Source organism: Mesorhizobium sp. M0991 (assembly GCF_040318915.1).
In the GTDB taxonomy this organism is placed as follows: Bacteria; Pseudomonadota; Alphaproteobacteria; order Rhizobiales; family Rhizobiaceae; genus Mesorhizobium.
On sequence record NZ_JAMYNE010000009.1, the window covers coordinates 1 to 17598 of the forward strand.

17 protein-coding genes, 1 pseudogene and 1 riboswitch are annotated in these 17598 nt (G+C 62.4%); of the genes and pseudogenes, 4 read left to right on the forward strand and 14 right to left on the reverse strand.

Annotated elements, in window-relative coordinates; genetic code table 11:
- Positions 1-19 precede the first annotated feature (19 nt).
- The 14 genes and pseudogenes from NKH70_RS15100 to NKH70_RS15165 form a co-directional block, all read right to left on the reverse strand.
- Positions 20-919 (reverse strand): annotated as a pseudogene (locus NKH70_RS15100) (NADH-quinone oxidoreductase subunit M); the annotation flags it as partial.
- The gene (gene nuoL / locus NKH70_RS15105; RefSeq protein ID WP_352978641.1) at positions 919-2892 is read right to left on the reverse strand and encodes an NADH-quinone oxidoreductase subunit L; all 1974 of its coding nucleotides are present in this window, start codon (positions 2890-2892) and stop codon (positions 919-921) included. The gene nuoL and the pseudogene NKH70_RS15100, both read right to left, overlap by 1 nt.
- 10 nt (positions 2893-2902) lie before the next feature.
- Positions 2903-3211, reverse strand: a complete 309-nt coding sequence (gene nuoK / locus NKH70_RS15110; RefSeq protein WP_023676620.1) for an NADH-quinone oxidoreductase subunit NuoK — start codon at positions 3209-3211, stop codon at positions 2903-2905.
- 1 nt (position 3212) lies between these two features.
- Positions 3213-3833 carry an NADH-quinone oxidoreductase subunit J gene (locus tag NKH70_RS15115; protein ID WP_352718917.1) on the reverse strand — a complete coding sequence of 207 codons (621 nt, stop codon included), beginning with the start codon at positions 3831-3833 and terminating at the stop codon, positions 3213-3215.
- Positions 3834-3951: 118 nt separating this feature from the next.
- Complete coding sequence (gene nuoI, locus NKH70_RS15120) at positions 3952-4443, reverse strand: NADH-quinone oxidoreductase subunit NuoI (protein ID WP_023676622.1); 492 nt, start codon at positions 4441-4443, stop codon at positions 3952-3954.
- Complete coding sequence (gene nuoH, locus NKH70_RS15125) at positions 4443-5486, reverse strand: NADH-quinone oxidoreductase subunit NuoH (protein ID WP_352483051.1); 1044 nt, start codon at positions 5484-5486, stop codon at positions 4443-4445. The genes nuoI and nuoH overlap by 1 nt, the downstream gene beginning before the upstream one ends.
- A 2-nt stretch (positions 5487-5488) precedes the next feature.
- A complete protein-coding gene (gene nuoG / locus NKH70_RS15130; RefSeq protein ID WP_352978639.1) occupies positions 5489-7570 on the reverse strand; it encodes an NADH-quinone oxidoreductase subunit NuoG in 2082 nt (693 codons plus the stop codon).
- A 75-nt stretch (positions 7571-7645) separates the two neighbouring features.
- Complete coding sequence (locus tag NKH70_RS15135) at positions 7646-8341, reverse strand: helix-hairpin-helix domain-containing protein (protein WP_352978637.1); 696 nt, start codon at positions 8339-8341, stop codon at positions 7646-7648.
- Positions 8342-8418: 77 nt separating this feature from the next.
- Entirely contained in the window at positions 8419-9723 is a 1305-nt protein-coding gene (gene nuoF, locus NKH70_RS15140) for an NADH-quinone oxidoreductase subunit NuoF (protein WP_023676626.1), read from the reverse strand.
- A gap of 10 nt (positions 9724-9733) precedes the next feature.
- Positions 9734-10804 carry an NADH-quinone oxidoreductase subunit NuoE gene (nuoE, locus tag NKH70_RS15145; RefSeq protein ID WP_353025577.1) on the reverse strand — a complete coding sequence of 357 codons (1071 nt, stop codon included), beginning with the start codon at positions 10802-10804 and terminating at the stop codon, positions 9734-9736.
- Complete coding sequence (locus NKH70_RS15150; protein WP_292664700.1) at positions 10805-11995, reverse strand: NADH-quinone oxidoreductase subunit D; 1191 nt, start codon at positions 11993-11995, stop codon at positions 10805-10807. It abuts the gene before it with no gap.
- Positions 11996-12598, reverse strand: a complete 603-nt coding sequence (locus NKH70_RS15155; protein ID WP_352916945.1) for an NADH-quinone oxidoreductase subunit C — start codon at positions 12596-12598, stop codon at positions 11996-11998.
- A 5-nt stretch (positions 12599-12603) separates the two neighbouring features.
- The gene (locus NKH70_RS15160) at positions 12604-13185 is read right to left on the reverse strand and encodes a NuoB/complex I 20 kDa subunit family protein (protein ID WP_353025579.1); all 582 of its coding nucleotides are present in this window, start codon (positions 13183-13185) and stop codon (positions 12604-12606) included.
- A complete protein-coding gene (locus NKH70_RS15165; protein ID WP_023720750.1) occupies positions 13176-13541 on the reverse strand; it encodes an NADH-quinone oxidoreductase subunit A in 366 nt (121 codons plus the stop codon). The genes NKH70_RS15160 and NKH70_RS15165 overlap by 10 nt, the downstream gene beginning before the upstream one ends.
- A 334-nt stretch (positions 13542-13875) precedes the next feature.
- Here NKH70_RS15165 and NKH70_RS15170 point away from each other — a divergent pair, with 334 nt between their 5' ends.
- The 4 genes from NKH70_RS15170 to cobW all read left to right on the forward strand — a co-directional run bounded on the left by NKH70_RS15170 (position 13876) and on the right by cobW (position 17593).
- Positions 13876-15096, forward strand: coding sequence for a winged helix-turn-helix domain-containing protein (locus NKH70_RS15170; RefSeq protein ID WP_352978632.1), 1221 nt, complete (start codon positions 13876-13878; stop codon positions 15094-15096).
- 28 nt (positions 15097-15124) lie between these two features.
- A complete protein-coding gene (locus NKH70_RS15175) occupies positions 15125-15820 on the forward strand; it encodes a DUF6348 family protein (RefSeq protein ID WP_352978631.1) in 696 nt (231 codons plus the stop codon).
- A 59-nt stretch (positions 15821-15879) separates the two neighbouring features.
- Positions 15880-16083: riboswitch (cobalamin riboswitch) on the forward strand.
- Positions 16084-16121: 38 nt separating this feature from the next.
- On the forward strand, positions 16122-16556 hold the full coding sequence (locus tag NKH70_RS15180; protein WP_352978629.1) for a DUF1636 family protein: 435 nt from the start codon (positions 16122-16124) through the stop codon (positions 16554-16556).
- The gene (cobW, locus tag NKH70_RS15185; RefSeq protein ID WP_352978627.1) at positions 16553-17593 is read left to right on the forward strand and encodes a cobalamin biosynthesis protein CobW; all 1041 of its coding nucleotides are present in this window, start codon (positions 16553-16555) and stop codon (positions 17591-17593) included. The genes NKH70_RS15180 and cobW overlap by 4 nt, the downstream gene beginning before the upstream one ends.
- Positions 17594-17598 lie beyond the last annotated feature (5 nt).

Sequence of the window (17598 nt, forward strand, 5' to 3'; positions counted from 1 at the left end):
TTTATCAGACAGGCTGTTCCTTCTCTACTTCCTCCACCGCGACAAGAGAGTTGTTGAGAATTGCGAGTACTGTGAGCGTGAAGATCAGCGGCGCGAACATTTCGGATGCGATCGGAAACATCGGCAGCGAAAAACGCAGGAAGCCGTACCCGCCCATCTTGAGCAGGATGGCGGCCAGGATCACCGAGCCGGCCGTCGGTGCCTCGACATGCGCGTCCGGCAGCCAGGTATGCACCGGCCACATCGGCATCTTCACCGCAAAGGACGCGAAGAAGGCGAGCCATAGCCAGGTCTGCATATTGGCCGGGAAATTATGCGTCAGCAGCGTCGGGATATCGGTGGTGCCGGACTGGAAGAACATCGCCATGATGGCGAGCAGCATCAGCACCGAGCCGGCCAGCGTATAGAGGAAGAACTTGAACGAGGCATAGACGCGCCGCTTGCCGCCCCAAACGCCGATGATGATGAACATCGGGATCAGGCCGGCTTCGAAGAAGACGTAGAACAAAACGATGTCGAGCGCGCAGAACACGCCGATCATCAACGTCTCGAGCAGCAGGAAAGCGATCATGTAGGCCTTGACGCGCTTCTCGATCGATTCCCACGAGGCGAGAATGCAGAGCGGCATCAGGAAGGTGGTCAGGATGACGAACAGCATGGAGATGCCGTCGACGCCCATATGGTAGGAGATGCCGGAATCCAGCCAGGCAAACTTCTCGACGAACTGGAAGCCAGGCTGCGAATTGTCGAAGCCGGTCCAGATAAACAACGAAATCACAAACGTGAACGCAGTCGTGAACAGCGCGATGGCGCGGATGTTGCGGCGCGCGTTCTCGCTGTCGTCGCGCACGAAAAGGATGAGCAGCACACCAACCAGCGGCAGGAAGGTGACCAGCGATAGGATCGGCCAGGCGGTCATCAGAGCATCATCCAGGTGACGAGTGCGGCAACGCCGATCAGCATGGCGAAGGCATAGTGGTAGAGATAGCCGGTCTGCAGCTTGACGACCCGGTTGGTGACGTCGACGACGCGCGCCGAAATGCCGTCCGGCCCGAGCCCGTCGATGACGGTGCCGTCGCCGGTCTTCCACAGGAAGCTGCCGAGCCGCTTTGCCGGCCGCACGAACAGGAAGTCGTAGAGCTCGTCGAAATACCATTTGTTGAGCAGGAAGGCGTAGAGCAGGCGATGGTTGGCGGCGACGCTCCGAGGCATTTCCGGCGCGCGAATATAGAACTGCCAGGCAATCGCAAAGCCGATCAGCATGGCGATGAACGGTGACAGCTCGACCCACAACGGCACTTCGTGGATTTCGTGCAGGATGTGGTTGTCCGGCAGCGTGAACAGCGACGCCTTCCAGAATTCGGCATAGCCCTCGCCGATGAAGGCGCCGTGGAAGATCACGCCGGCGAACAGCGCGCCCGCCGCCAGGATGAACAGCGGCACCAGCATGACCGGCGGCGATTCATGGACATGGTGCATGACCTCGTGGCTGGCCCGCGGCTCGCCATGGAAGGTCATGAAGATCAGCCGCCAGGAATAGAAGGAGGTGAAGCAGGCCGCGATCACCAGCAATATAAAGGCAAACGCGGCGACCGCATTGTGGCCGGCGAAGGCCGCTTCGATGATGGCGTCCTTGGAAAAGAAGCCAGCCGTGCCGATGACTGTTACCGGGATGCCGACACCGGTCAGCGCCAGCGTGCCGATCACCATCATCCAGTAAGTCGTCGGGATGAGCGTCCTGAGGCCGCCCATCTTGCGCATGTCCTGCTCGTCGGAAACGGCGTGGATGACCGAGCCCGAGCCGAGGAACAGCAGCGCCTTGAAGAAGGCGTGGGTGAACAGATGGAAAATCGCCGCGCCATAGGCGCCGACGCCGAGCGCCACGAACATGTAGCCGAGCTGCGAACAGGTCGAATAGGCGATGACGCGCTTGATGTCGTTCTGGACGAGACCGACTGTCGCCGCGAAGAAGGCGGTGAAGGCGCCGATGAAGGTGACCACCGTCAGTGCCGAATGCGACAGCTCGAACAGCGGCGACAGCCGCGCCAGCATGAACACGCCTGCCGTCACCATGGTCGCGGCATGGATCAGTGCCGAGACCGGCGTCGGGCCTTCCATGGCATCGGGCAGCCAGGTGTGCAGCGGCACCTGCGCCGACTTGCCCATGGCGCCCATGAACAGGAGCAGGCAGACGACCGTCATCGCAGCCTGCTTATCGAGTGCATAGCCGAGGAAGGTCAGCACGGCCGCACCTTGCGGCGCGCCTTCCGCCGGAATGAACGTCGCCGCATTGGCGAAGATGGTGCCGAGATTGACCGAGCCGAACAGCACGAACACGCCAAATATGCCGAGCGCAAAGCCGAAGTCGCCGACGCGATTGACGATGAACGCCTTGATCGCAGCCGCATTGGCCGACGGCTTCTTGTACCAGAAGCCGATCAGCAGATAGGAGGCAAGGCCGACGCCTTCCCAGCCGAAGAACATCTGCACCAGATTGTCGGCCGTCACCAGCATCAGCATGGCGAAGGTGAACAGCGACAGATAGGCGAAGAAGCGCGGCCGGTCCGGGTCGTGATGCATGTAGCCGATCGAGTAGATATGGACCAGCGCCGACACCGTATTGACGACGACCAGCATCACCACGGTCAGCGTATCGATCCGCAGCGCCCAAGACGCTTCGAGGCCGCCAGACTGGATCCAGCGCATCACCGGCACGGTGAATACCTCGCCGCCGCCGAAGCCGACCGAGAAGAAGGCGATCCACGACAGCACAGCCGCGATCACCAGGAAGCCGGAGGTGATGTATTCGGAAGCCTTGGCGCCGAGCGAGGTGCCGAACAGGCCGACGATCAGGAAGCCGAGCAGCGGAAGGAAGACGATGGCCTGATACATGGTGGTTCCGTCAACCCTTCATCATGTTCACGTCTTCGACCGCGATCGAGCCGCGGTTGCGGAAGAAGACGACGAGAATGGCAAGGCCGATCGCCGCTTCGGCCGCCGCGACCGTCAGCACGAACAGTGCAAACACCTGGCCGACAAGATCGCCGAGCGCCGCCGAGAAGGCGACGAAATTGATGTTGACCGCAAGCAGGATCAGCTCGATCGACATCAGGATGACGATGACGTTCCTGCGGTTCAAGAAGATGCCGAACACGCCGAGCGTGAACAGGATCGCCGATACGGTCAGGTAGTGCGCGATGCCGACGACCATCTCAGACTCCTTCGCCCGTCTTGACCTTGCGGATTTCCACTCCGGTTGCCGCCGTGCGGCCGACCTGGGCGGCGATCGACTGCCGCTTGACGCCCGGCTTGTGGCGCAACGTCAGCACAATGGCGCCGATCATGGCGACCAGCAGCACCAGCCCCGCCACCTGGAAGTAGTAGAGGTAATCCGTATAGAGAATGTCGCCGAGCGCTGCCGTGTTCGAGCGCGCGGCCAGGTCCGGAATGGGTTTCGCAATCGTCGCCGCCAGTTTCGGCGCGAATGTATAGCCGCCGAGCACGACGATCAGCTCCGCCGCCAGGATCAGCCCGACCAGCGCGCCGATCGGTGCATATTGCAGGGCGCCTTCCTTCATTTCAGCGAAATCGACGTCGAGCATCATTACGACGAACAGGAACAGCACCATGACCGCGCCGACATAGACGACGAGCAGGATCATCGCCAGGAACTCGGCGCCGGTCAGCATGAACAGGCCGGCGGCGTTGAAGAAGGTCAGGATCAGGAACAGCACCGAATGCACGGGATTACGCGCCGAAACGACCATGAACGCCGATGCCACCGCGACAAAGGCGAAGAGGTAGAAAAAGGCCGCCTCTAGTCCACTCAGCATGGGTTCCCCCGGGTTTCCTGTCAGAACAGGACGTTCGTCCTGTTTTTTGCCACCGCCTCCGGTCGGCAAGTTGCGTGTTCCTTAAACGAGGCCCCTCGCCCCGTCCATGCGTCAAATATCAGCGGTAAGGCGCATCCAGCGAGATGTTGCGCGCCAGTTCACGCTCCCAGCGGTCGCCATTGGCCAGAAGCCTGTCCTTGTCGTAATAAAGCTCCTCGCGCGTCTCCGTCGCGAATTCGAAATTCGGCCCCTCGACAATGGCGTCAACCGGGCAGGCCTCCTGGCAGAAGCCGCAATAAATGCATTTCACCATGTCGATGTCGTAGCGCACGGTACGCCGTGTGCCGTCATTGCGGCGCGGGCCGGCTTCGATGGTGATGGCCTGTGCCGGGCAGATCGCCTCGCACAATTTGCAGGCGATGCAGCGTTCCTCGCCGTTCGGATAACGGCGCAGCGCATGTTCGCCGCGGAAGCGCGGGCTGACCGGCCCCTTCTCATGCGGATAGTTGATCGTCTCCTTCGGCGCGAAGAACTGGCGCATCGACAGGAAGAAAGCACTGACGAAATCCTGCAAAAGCAGTGACTTGGCGGCCTGGGATAATGCAGACATCACGCAAACCCCGTGATCTTGAGGAAGGCGGCGGTGGCGACCACCATGAACAGCGAGATCGGCAGGAAGACCTTCCAGCCGAGCCGCATCAGCTGATCGTAGCGGTAGCGCGGCACGAACGCCTTCACCATCGAGAACATGAAGAACACCAGGCAGACCTTGAGCACGAACCAGATCAGCCCCGGCACCCAGGTGAACGGCGCGAAATTGAAGGGCGGCAGCCAGCCGCCAAGGAACAGGATGGTGGCGAGCGCGCACATCAGGACCACGGCGACATATTCGCCGAGGAAAAACAACAGGAACGGCGTCGACGAATATTCGACCATATGGCCGGCGACCAGCTCCGATTCGGCTTCCACGAGGTCGAAGGGCGGCCGGTTGGTTTCCGCCAGCGCCGAGATGAAGAAAACGATGAACATCGGGAACAGCGACAGCCAGTGCCAGTCCAGGAAAGTGTTGGGCAGGCCGATCCGCGTGCCCAACCCGTCCTGCTGCGACAAAACGATGTCGGTCAGGTTGAGCGAGCCGACGCAAAGCAGCACGGTGACGATGACGAAGCCGATAGAGACTTCGTAGGACACCATCTGCGCCGCCGACCGCAGCGCGCCGAGGAACGGGTATTTCGAATTGGACGCCCAGCCGCCCATGATCACCCCATAGACCTCGAGCGAGGAGATGGCGAAGACATAGAGGATGCCGACATTGACGTTGGCGATCGCCCAGCCTTCATTGACCGGTATGACCGCCCAGGCAGAGATCGCCAGCACCGCCGACACCAAAGGCGCCAGCAGGAAAACGCCCTTGTTGGCGCCGGACGGGATCACCGGCTCCTTGAAGACGAATTTCAGCAGATCGGCGAAGGCCTGCAGCGTGCCCCATGGGCCAACGACGTTCGGGCCTCGGCGCAATTGCACCGCCGCCCAGATCTTGCGGTCGGCGTAAAGCACATAGGCGACGAATATCAATAGAACGACGATCAGCACGACCGACTTCAAAAGGATCAGCAGCGCCGGCAGCACGTAGAAGGAGAAGAAGGTGTCCATGTCTACTCCGCCGCCTGCCTGAAGCCGTTCTTCGCCAAAGCCGAGCACTCGGCCATCACCGCGGAAGCGCGCGCGATCGGGTTGGTCAGGTAGAAATCCTTGACCGGCGAGGTGAAGGTGCCCTTGTTCAGCCGCCCGCCGAGCTTCGCCACCCTGGCGATGTCGGCCGGGTCGCCGGCCGCGACATGGTCGATGCGGGCAAGATGCGGGTATTCCGCATAGAGCTTTGCGCGCAGCTGAGGCAGCGAATCGAAAGGTAGCTTCTGGCCGAGCACATCCGACAGTGCCCTGAGGATCGCCCAGTCCTCGCGCGCTTCGCCGGGCGCAAAGCCGGCCCGGTTGGTCTGCTGCACGCGGCCTTCGGTATTGACGAAGGTGCTCGACTTCTCGGTATAGGCGGCACCCGGCAGGATGACGTTGGCGCGGTGCGCGCCCTTGTCGCCATGCGTACCGATATAGACGACGAAAGCGCCGTCGGTCTTGGCCATATCGATTTCGTCGGCGCCGAGCAGGAACAGCACGTCGGTCTCGCCCAGCATGCCGGCGACATTCCTGCCGCCCTCGCCCGGTACGAAGCCGACATCGAGGCCGCCGACCCGTGCCGCGGCGGTGTGCAGCACGGCAAAGCCGTTCCAGTCGGCCCTTGCGGCGTTGACGGCGACGGCGAGCTTCGCCGCCTGGCCGAGCACGGCCGCGCCGTCCGGACGCGCCAGCGCACCCTGGCCGACGATGATCAGCGGATGCGTCGCCTTCTTCAGCAGCTGGAAGAATTTGCCGTTGCCGTCGGCCAGATCCTTCAGCGATTCCGGCCCGGCGCCGAGCTGCTCGTAATCATAGCGCGTATCGCCGACATCGCCGATGACGCCGACCGGCAGATTGCCGGCCCGCCAGCGCTTGCGGATGCGGGCGTTGAGCAAAGACGCCTCGAAGCGCGGATTGGCGCCGATGATCAGCACCGCATCGGCCTGTTCGATGCCTTCGATGGTCGGGTTGAACACATAACTCGCCCGGCCGAGCGACGGATCGAGTGCGGCACCGTCCTGGCGGCAGTCGGTGTTCTTGGAGCCGAGCGAAGCCATCAGAAGCTTCAGCGCGTAGATCTCCTCGACGGCAGCGAGATCGCCGGCAATGGCACCGATCTTTTCGGGTGCCGCATTCGACACCGCTTCCTTGATAGCGGAAAACGCCTCGGCCCAGCTTGCCGCGGCCAGTCTGCCATCCTTGCGCACATAGGGGCGGTCGAGGCGCTGTGTGCGCAGGCCGTCCCAGATGAAGCGGGTCTTGTCGGAAATCCACTCCTCGTTCACCGCCTCGTTGGTACGCGGCAGGATGCGCATCACTTCGCGGCCCCGGCTATCGACGCGGATCGCCGAGCCAACGGCGTCCATCACGTCGATGGATTCTGTCTTGGTCAGTTCCCAAGGCCGTGCCTGGAAGGCATAGGGTTTGGAGGTCAGCGCGCCGACCGGGCAAAGGTCGATGACATTGCCCTGCAGCTCCGACGTCATCGCGCTTTCAAGATAGGTGGTGATCTCGGCATCCTCGCCGCGGCCGATCAGGCCGAGCTCGGATATGCCCGCTATCTCGGTGGTAAAGCGGACGCACCGCGTGCAATGGATGCAGCGGTTCATGATCGTCTTGACCAGCGGCCCGATATACTTGTCTTCGACCGCCCGCTTGTTCTCGTGGTAGCGCGAGGAATCGACGCCGAACGCCATCGCCTGGTCCTGCAGGTCGCACTCGCCGCCCTGGTCGCAGATCGGGCAATCCAGCGGATGGTTGATCAGCAGGAATTCCATCACGCCTTCCCTGGCCTTCTTGACCATCGGCGTGTTGGTGAAGATTTCCGGCGGCTCGCCGTTCGGGCCGGGGCGCAGGTCGCGCACGCCCATGGCGCAGGACGCTTGAGGCTTGGGCGGGCCGCCCTTCACCTCGATCAGGCACATGCGGCAATTGCCGGCGATCGACAACCGCTCGTGGAAGCAAAAGCGCGGCACTTCCGCGCCGGCGTCCTCGGCCGCCTGCAGCAGCGTGTAATGGTCGGGTACAGTAATCTCTTTCCCGTCGACCTTGAGCTTTGCCATTTCGCCTCAAACCCCTGCGGACGTTCCGCAATCTTTCCTTCCGGGCGCGGCCGAGACCGCGCACGATATTGAAATTCACTTTTTGGCCCCGGCCAACGCGGCCGCCTGACCGATCCAGCCGTCACGGCCGATGCGGCCCTTCAACGACAGGTAATCTTCTACCCAGGCGATCTCTTGCGGCGTCCACGCGGCGATCTGGGCGTATGTCCAGATGCCAAGGCCGTTCAGCACCTTTTCCAGTTTCGGCCCGATGCCCGATATCGCCTTGAGGTCGGCGGGCTCGGCGGGCCGGTCCATCGCCTTGGGCTGCTTGAAATCTTCCGGCATCAGCCCGGCCGACGCATCCGCTACAACGGTGCTCGCATTCGCCAAGCTCCGCGCCGCGGTGCTCGTCGCAATGTCGGTCACATCGTTGGCGAAGGACTGCGCCTCGGCAATCAGGGTTTTGGTGGCTGCGCGCGCCTTTGTCGAGGAGCTTTTGCCGGTCGCAGAAACGCGTTCCGTCCGGGTCTCGAAATCCTCGGCGACCGGCTGCCAAAGCCGCTGCGAGGTCTCGGCCGCGCCTGAGAGCACGCCCATCCAGATACCAAAGGCGTGGTTGGCAAGGCCGATGCCGAGTGCCGTCATCGCCGCCGCGCCCGCGAGAGGATGCGCCAGAAGATTGACGGCATTGGCCATCTCCTTCGGCATCATCCTGGTCAGATCCTGGTTCATCTTCAACAACGGGTCCATATCGGTGGTAAAATCGTCGGGTGTCGAAAACAGCGACATAAGTGGTCTCCTGGTCGTTTCCGTCTGCCCCGCGCTCGTTTCCTCGTTTCGGACTTTCGTCCGCATTTTGAATTCTTCTATTCCGCCGCAGCCAGCACCGGTTCGGCGCGGTGTGCGTTGCGCGAAAACTCGTCGATGCGCCGCTCCACCTCACCGCGGAAATGCCGCATCAGGCCCTGGATCGGCCATGCCGCCGCATCGCCCAGCGCACAGATCGTGTGGCCCTCGACCTGCTTGGTCACGTCGAGCAGCATGTCGATCTCGCGCTTCTGCGCCTCGCCGCGCACCAGCCGTTCCATCACCCGCCACATCCAGCCGGTGCCCTCACGGCAGGGCGTGCACTGGCCGCAGCTTTCGTGCTTGTAGAAGTAGGACAGCCGCGCGATCGCTTTCACGATATCGGTCGATTTGTCCATGACGATGACAGCCGCCGTGCCGAGGCCCGATTTCAGGTCGCGCAGCGCGTCGAAATCCATCGGCGCGTCGATGATCTGCTCGGCCGGCACAAGCGGCACCGAGGCGCCGCCCGGAATGACCGCCAGCAGATTGTCCCAGCCGCCGCGAATGCCGCCGCAATGCGTCTCGATCAGTTCGCGGAACGGGATCGACATCGCCTCTTCGACGGTGCACGGATTGTTGACGTGACCGGAGATGCAGAACAGCTTGGTGCCGACATTGTTGGGCCGGCCGAAGGACGAGAACCAGGCGGCACCGCGGCGCAGGATGGTCGGCGCGACCGCGATGGACTCGACATTGTTGACCGTCGTCGGGCAGCCATAGAGGCCGACATTGGCCGGAAATGGCGGCTTCAGCCGCGGCTGGCCCTTCTTGCCCTCGAGGCTTTCGAGCAGCGCCGTTTCCTCGCCGCAGATATAGGCGCCGGCGCCATGGTGCATGTAGATGTCGAAATCGTAGCCGGAGGTATTGTTCTTGCCGATCAGCTTGGCCGCATAGGCCTCGTCGATGGCGCGTTGCAGCGCCTCGCGCTCGCGGATGAACTCGCCGCGCACATAGATGTAGGCGGCGACCGCGCCCATTGCGAAGCCGGCAAGCAGGCAGCCTTCGACCAGCGTGTGCGGGTCGTGGCGCAGTATGTCGCGGTCCTTGCAGGTGCCGGGCTCGGATTCGTCGGCATTGACGACGAGATAGCTCGGGCGGCCGTCGCTTTGCTTGGGCATGAACGACCATTTGAGCCCGGTCGGGAAACCGGCGCCGCCGCGGCCGCGCAGGCCGCTCGCCTTCATCTCGTTGACGATCCACTCGCGCCCCTTGGCAACGATGCCGGGTGTGTTGTCCCAGGCGCCGCGCGCCATGGCGCCGGCCAGCGACTTGTCGAAGCGGCCGTAGATGTTGTTGAAGATGCGGTCTCTGTCCTGAAGCATTGCTCGTTCCTCAGACCGGCTTCTTGCCGGTCGGCCGGCTTTTGGTTCCGGGCGACGGCTTGGTCGCCTTGGCGACAGCCTTCGCCGGTTTAACCTTGGCCTCCGGCGCTTTGAAAGCAGACGCCGGCTCGGCCTTGTTCTTGGGGCCCTTGCGCTGTTTCGAGACGTCCTCGACCTGCGGCTCGGCCTTGTTGGCATTGGCGGCCGAATGCAGAGGCGCTGTGACGCTCGCCGCCTTTTCCGCCGCAGGCGCGACTTTTGTCGCCGACGGCGATTTCAGCGCCGGGCTGGTCTCGACCGCGTCCGTCTTCGGCTTGCTGGCATTCGAGGGCGCAACCGGCGCCGGCGCGGCAGGAGCGGCTGGCGGGGCCGGCGCCGCGGGTGCTGCGGCGACAGCCGCCGGCGCCACTTCCTTGGCGGCCTTGGTCGCGGCCCTGGTTTCCCGGTCGCGGGTCGCCTTCAGGATCGCCTTTTCGCTCTTGAGGGTCGTCAGGCCGCTGGCCGGCTCTGAGGTGATGCGGCCGTTTTGCGGTCCCGGTTTCACCGTAGCGCCCTTGCCGGCGTCATAGAGGTCGATGATCTCGGCAAGCCGCTCCGGCGTCAAATCCTCATAGGTGTCCTTGAATATCATCACCATCGGTGCGTTGACGCAGGCGCCGAGGCACTCGACCTCCTCCCACGACAGCGTGCCCTTGTCATTGGTGTGAAACTGGTCGTGATGGATATTCGAGCGGCACACATCCATCAGCGCTTCCGAGCCGCGCAGCATGCAGGGCGTGGTGCCGCAGACCTGGATATGGGCGCGGGTGCCGACTGGATTGAGCTGGTATTGCGTATAGAAGGTGGCGACTTCCAGCCCGCGAATATAAGGCATGCCGAGCATGTCGGAGATCGTCTCGATCGCCGCCTTGGTCACCCAGCCTTCCTGCTCCTGCGCCAGCATGAGCAAGGGGATAATCGCGGATTGCTCGCGCCCCTTCGGATATTTCTTGATCCACTGCTTCGCCGCTGCCGCATTTGCCCGGTTGAAGGCGAAGGAGGCTGGCTGGAGGCTGGCTTCTGCGAGACGGCGGACTGACATTTAGCGATCGACCTCACCAAACACGATGTCGAGGGAGCCGAGAACGGCGGTGACGTCGGCCAACATGTGGCCGCGGCACAAAAAGTCCATGGCTTGCAGATGCGCAAAGCCTGGCGCGCGCAGCTTGCAGCGATAAGGCTTGTTGGTGCCGTCGGAGACGAGATAGACGCCAAACTCGCCCTTTGGCGCCTCGACAGCGGCATAGACCTCGCCGGCCGGAACCCGGTAGCCTTCGGTGTAGAGCTTGAAGTGATGGATCAGCGCTTCCATCGAGCGCTTCATCGCTGCGCGCTTCGGCGGCACCACCTTGCCGTCGAGGTTAGACACCGGCCCCGCGCCTTCCTTGCCGAGCAACAGGTCGACGCACTGGCGCATGATTTTCGCCGACTGGCGCATCTCTTCCATGCGCACCAGATAACGGTCGAAACAGTCGCCGTTCTTGCCGATCGGAATGTCGAAATCCAGCTCGGCATAGCATTCGTAGGGCTGCGATTTGCGCAGGTCCCAGGGTGCACCCGAGCCGCGCACCATGACGCCCGAAAAACCCCAGGCCCAGGCGTCCGCCAAGGAGACGGTGGCAATGTCGACATTGCGCTGCTTGAAGATACGGTTGCCGGTCAAAAGCGCGTCGAGATCGTCGACCGACTTCAGGAACGGGTCGATCCACTTGCCGATGTCCTCGATCAGCTTCTGCGGCAGGTCCTGGTGGACGCCGCCCGGCCGGAAATAGGCCGCGTGCATGCGCGAGCCCGAGGCGCGCTCGTAAAACACCATCAGCTTTTCGCGCTCGACAAAGCCCCACAGCGGCGGCGTCAGCGCGCCGACATCCATCGCCTGCGTCGTCACATTGAGGATGTGCGACATGATGCGGCCGATCTCAGAGTAGAGAACTCGAATAAGCTGCCCGCGCTTCGGCACCTCGATACCGAGCAGCCGCTCCGCGGCAAGCGCGAAGGCATGTTCCTGGTTCATCGGCGCGCAATAGTCGAGCCGGTCGAGATAGGGCACGGCCTGCAGATAGGTCTTGTGCTCGATCAGCTTTTCCGTGCCGCGATGCAAAAGCCCGATATGCGGATCGACGCGATCGACCACCTCGCCATCAAGCTCCAGCACGAGGCGCAAAACGCCATGCGCCGCTGGATGTTGCGGGCCAAAATTGATGTTGAAGTTGCGAACGGAGGTTTCAGCCATTTACTGCTTTGCCTTCTCATCTCCCGGAAGCACGTAATCCGTACCTTCCCACGGAGACAGAAAATCGAAATTGCGGAATTCCTGTTTCAATTCCACCGGCTCGTAGATGACGCGCTTGGCTTCGTCGTCGTAGCGCACCTCGACGAAGCCGGTCAGCGGAAAGTCCTTGCGCAGCGGATGGCCCTCGAAGCCGTAGTCGGTCAGGATCCGCCGCAGATCGGGATGGCCCGAAAACAGCACGCCATAGAGGTCGTAGGTCTCGCGCTCGAACCAGTCCGCGCCGGGATATATGCCGGTGATCGACGGCACCAGCGTCTCTTCGTCGGCCTGGACCTTGATGCGGATGCGGATATTCTGCCTCGGCGACAGCAAATGATAGACGACGTCGAAGCGCTTTGCCCGCGACGGATAATCGGCGCCGCAGACGTCGATGATCGAGATGAACTGGCATTTCGGGTCGTCGCGCAGGAAGGTCACCACCTCGATCAGGTCGCGCGGCTCGACCGAGATGGTGAGTTCGCCATAGGCGAGCACCGCCTCGCCGATCCGGCCGGTCAGCTTCTCGCCGAGATAGGTCGAGAGGTCATTCAACGCCTGGGACATGCCGCTCACCGTTCGATCGTGCCGGTGCGGCGGATCTTCTTCTGCAGCAGAAGGATGCCGTAGAGCAGCGCTTCGGCGCTCGGCGGGCAGCCGGGCACGTAGATGTCGACCGGCACGATGCGGTCGCAGCCGCGCACCACCGAATAGGAATAGTGATAATAGCCGCCGCCATTGGCGCAGGAGCCCATCGAGATGACGTAGCGCGGCTCGGGCATCTGGTCGTAGACCTTGCGCAGCGCCGGCGCCATCTTGTTGGTCAGCGTGCCGGCAACGATCATGATGTCGGACTGGCGCGGAGACGCGCGCGGCGCGACACCGAACCTCTCCGAGTCATAGCGCGGCATCGAGGTATGGATCATCTCGACCGCGCAGCAGGCGAGACCGAAGGTCATGAACATCAGCGAGCCGCTGCGCGCCCAGGTGATCAGCGACTCGGTCGAGGTGACGAGAAAGCCCTTGTCGGCCAGCTCGTTGTTGATCTCCAGGAAGAATGGATCGTCCTCCCCCACCGGCCTGCCGGTGTTGGGGTCGATGAGGCCCTTGGGCTTCGGCGCGACGAGCGTGCCGGAATTGTCGCTCAATCCCATTCCAGCGCTCCTTTCTTCCATTCATAGGCAAAGCCGATGGTCAGCACCGCCAAAAACACCATCATCGACCAGAAACCGAGCATGCCGATCTGACTGAACGACACCGCCCAAGGAAACAGGAAGGCCACCTCCAGGTCGAAGATGATGAACAGGATCGACACCAGGTAGAAGCGGATGTCGAACTTCATGCGGGCGTCGTCGAACGAGTTGAAGCCGCACTCATAGGCCGAAAGCTTTTCCGGATCGGGGTTGCGGTAGGCCACCAGGAAGGGTGCGGCGAGCAGCGCCAGCCCGACCACCAGCGCCACGCCGATGAACAGGACTATGGGCAGGTACGAACCTAAAAGTGCGTTCATGCTGCAGTTTCCGTTGGCGGCCAATCCACTCTGATTACAGCACCGGACCCACTTGCGGAAGCGTGACAGTTTAACCACTGAACCGTTTTAAGGGGCTCTATGCTGCAACGCGGCGAGGGTTAGCGCAGCGCTTTCGGCGAAGCAAGTCAAACCTTGTTCAAATCGCGGTGCTGGACGGCATATCCGGGAAAACTGGTCCGATCCGCTCCTGTTTGATTTCCTTCACTTTCTACTCCACTTTTCTCTCCTGACATGGATGCCGCCAAAACCCTGCTAGCATGGCACGGAAATCGCAGATTCTCTGCTGTGTCCAACATCATCAGGATACCCCTTGATGAAAGAAAAAATCTCGCTTCGCATGGCCCGTCGCATCGCGCTGGCGGCACAGGGATTCAATGACCCCCGCCCCGCCGGTACGCCCGACCGCAGGCATCTGGCCCGGGTGCTTGCCCGTACCGGCCTGCTGCAGATCGATTCCGTCAGCGCCGTGGTGCGCGCCCACTATATGCCGCTCTATTCGCGGCTTGGCCCCTACAAGCTTGCGCTGCTCGACGCCGCCGCCGCAACGCGCAAGCGCATGGTCTTCGAATATTGGGCGCACGAAGCCTCCTTCTTGCCGGTCGAGACCTATCCGCTGATGCGCTGGCGCATGCAGCGGGCCGAGCGCGGCGACGAAATGTACAGCGGACTGGCCAAATGGGGCCGCGAGCACGCCGCCTATATCGAAGACATCTATCGCGAGGTCGCCGAACGAGGCCCGATCGCGGCTTCGGCTTTCGAAGGCCAGAAGGGTTCGGGCGGCTGGTGGGGCTGGAGCCATGCCAAGCATGCCTTCGAATGGCTGTTCTGGGCCGGCCGCATCACCACCGCGTATCGCCGCGGCTTCGAGCGGTTCTACGATCTGCCGGAGCGCGTACTGCCGCCAGCGGTACTCGCTTTGCCAGTGCCATCCTCCGAGGACGCCCACCGCGAATTGCTGCGTATCTCCGCCCGCGCCCACGGCGTCGCCACGGCAGGCGATCTGCGCGACTATTTCCGCCTCTCGCCCGCCGATATCAAGGGTCGCATCGAGGAGCTGGTCGAGGCCGGCGAGCTGTTGCCGGTGAGCGTCGAAGGCTGGAGCAAAGCAGCCTATCTCCACAAGGACGCCCGCTTGCCGCGCAGGATCGAGGCGCGCGCCTTGCTCGCGCCGTTCGATCCTGTCGTCTTCGAGCGGTCGCGCACGGAAAGGCTGTTCGACTTCCGCTATCGCATCGAGATCTACACGCCGGCCGAAAAACGCCAGTATGGCTATTATGTGCTGCCGTTCCTGCTCGGCGACAGCATCGTCGGGCGCGTCGACCTCAGGGCCGACCGCCCGGCCGGCGTGTTGCGCGTCCATGCCGCCTATGCGGAGCCCGGCGCCCCGCCACAAACCGCTGCCGAGCTTTTCAAAGAATTGAAGCAGATGCAGGGCTGGCTCGGGCTTGAGCGCATCGAGGTGACAGCTGCCGGTGATCTTGGGCCGGCGCTGGCCAGTCAGAAAGATGGCCAACCCCCACAGCGTCTGTCATAGACGCTCCAAGAAACCTGGTAGGTTTGTAATGGCATCGCACGAAGTGCTCGACATGATCCATGGTGCGCTGATTGCACATGGAATAGATGCAATACGTAGAGAGCAGGACGTCACGCTCCAGTCGAGGCAACTTCGGTTTGAGGCTGAGGTGTTCGAGACGGGTTCTAACGGTCGGCTCGTTCTTGAAATCTACATATTCTCTCCGCTGCTTGATGTTCAGCCGGTCATTGAATCATTTGCTGGCTTCGGCGACACGCGCGAACAAGAATTGAATCAGGCGTTTGAAAAATTTATCCGTGGTGTTTTCCACGTCGCCATTGAGGGGCTGGCTGATCATGTCTGCGACGACATACAGGCCGAGGTAGAGATTTGGCAGCGAAGCAGCGCCCGTTGGAACATCTGGCGCAACAATGCCCGTTGGAAAATCTATGGCGGACCCGTCATTTCCCAAGCCACTACCGAGCTATGCTCGCTAAGCCGAGGCTATCCAGCATTCTATGCCAAGCTGGAAAAGCTGTTCACAGCTTCGGTACCCCCCGGAGGCCATTTTGTACGGACCTTTCTGGCAGGCTTGAACGGCACGCTTATTAGTGGCGAAGTCCTTCTGGACAACGCGGTTTGGCAAGAAGGTCAAAATCTGGCGATCAGTCATGATTGGGACTATGGCGATGGCTATCAAGCAATCCGGCAAGTTATCCTGGCACTGCCGGAAGGCGGGACATGACAGCCTTTGGCCGACATTGCAGTGTCGTAGCCGTGCGTTGACACCACCGCCTGCAAAAGCCTAAATCCATTCCAGACGGTCCCCTGCCCGCAACGGCAAGGGCCAAGAGGGAATGCGGTGCGAAATCTCGATTTCAAATCCGCGGCTGTCCCCGCAACTGTAAGCGACGAGCCAAGGCCGAAAACCACTGGGATATTCCCGGGAAGGCGGCACCCAGGCGATGACCCGCGAGCCAGGAGACCTGCCGTCTAGGACATAAGAATCCGATCGCCTGGCGGGTTTTCCGGGCAAGGAGCCTGATTTGGAACGCGACAGCAGTTTTCCGGCTGAGACAGCGGATTTATTGTCCGGCCATGGTGATTCCCCGGCCGGCGTTACCGTCATCGTCTGCTCGTCCTGCCGTGACGAGACCGGTTCGGACGCTCGTCCGCGCGCCGGCGAACTGCTCGCCGAGGACACGCGCCGCGCCGCTTCCTGCGAAAACATTAAAATCCACACCGTCGAATGCCTCGGTAATTGCAAGCGCCGGCTCAGCGCCGCCATACTGCGCGACGGCTGCTGGAGTTACGTCTTCGGCGACCTGACCGCGACCAGCGGCGCCGATCTCGTGACCGGCGCAAAGCTGTTCGCCACCTCGACGGATGGGCTCATTCCATGGCGCGGCCGTCCCGATTGCCTGAAGCGCGGCCTGGTTGCCCGCATCCCTCCCCTTGACCTTTTGAAGGACCTGATATGACCGCTGCCTCCATTTCGCGCGTTCCCTGCACTGTAGTCACCGGCTTTCTCGGCGCGGGCAAGACGACGCTGATCCGCCATTTGCTCGAAAGCGCCAAAGGCAAGCGGCTAGCCATTATCGTCAACGAGTTCGGCGACATCGGCATCGACGGCGAGATCCTCAAGGGCTGCGGCACGGACACCTGCCCCGAGGAAAACATCGTCGAGCTGGCCAATGGCTGCATCTGCTGCACCGTCGCCGACGATTTCGTTCCGGCGCTCGACCAGATCCTGTCGCTGACGCCGAGGGTCGACCACATCCTGATCGAGACATCCGGCCTCGCTTTGCCCAAGCCGCTTGTCCAGGCCTTCCAGTGGCCGTCGGTGAAAAGCCGCGTCACGGTGGACGGCGTCATCGCCGTGGTCGACGGACCGGCGCTGGCTGATGGCCGCGTCGCCAACGACATGGACGCCCTGCAGGCGCAGCGCGCACAGGACGAGACGCTCGACCACGACGATCCGGTCGAGGAAGTATTCGAGGACCAGCTCGCCTGCGCCGACCTGATCATCCTGTCGAAGAGCGACCTGCTGAATGCAGACGGCGCGGCCCGCGCCAATGCCGTCATCGGCAAGCATGTTGGCCGGGCGGTGAAGATCGTGCCGACTTCGCAAGGCAAGGTCGATCCGTCGGTGCTGCTCGGCCTCGGCCTTGCCGTCGAGGACGACATCGAGAACCGCAAGACCCATCACGACGACGAGCTCGACCACGAACACGACGACTTTGACTCGTTCGTCATCGACATTGCGTCCGTGTCCAACCCGGACGAACTGGCACAACGCGTCGCCACGGCTGCGGAGGAGGAAAACGTGTTGCGCGTCAAGGGTTTCGTCGAAGTCGGCGGCAAGCCGATGCGGCTCCTGCTGCAGGCCGTCGGTCCGCGCGTCAACCACTATTACGATCGCGCCTGGACCGCTGAAGACGATCGCCGCTCGCGCCTCGTTGTCATCGGCCTGAAAGGGCTGAACCGCCCGGCCATCGAGCGTATCCTCGCCGGCTGACCCCA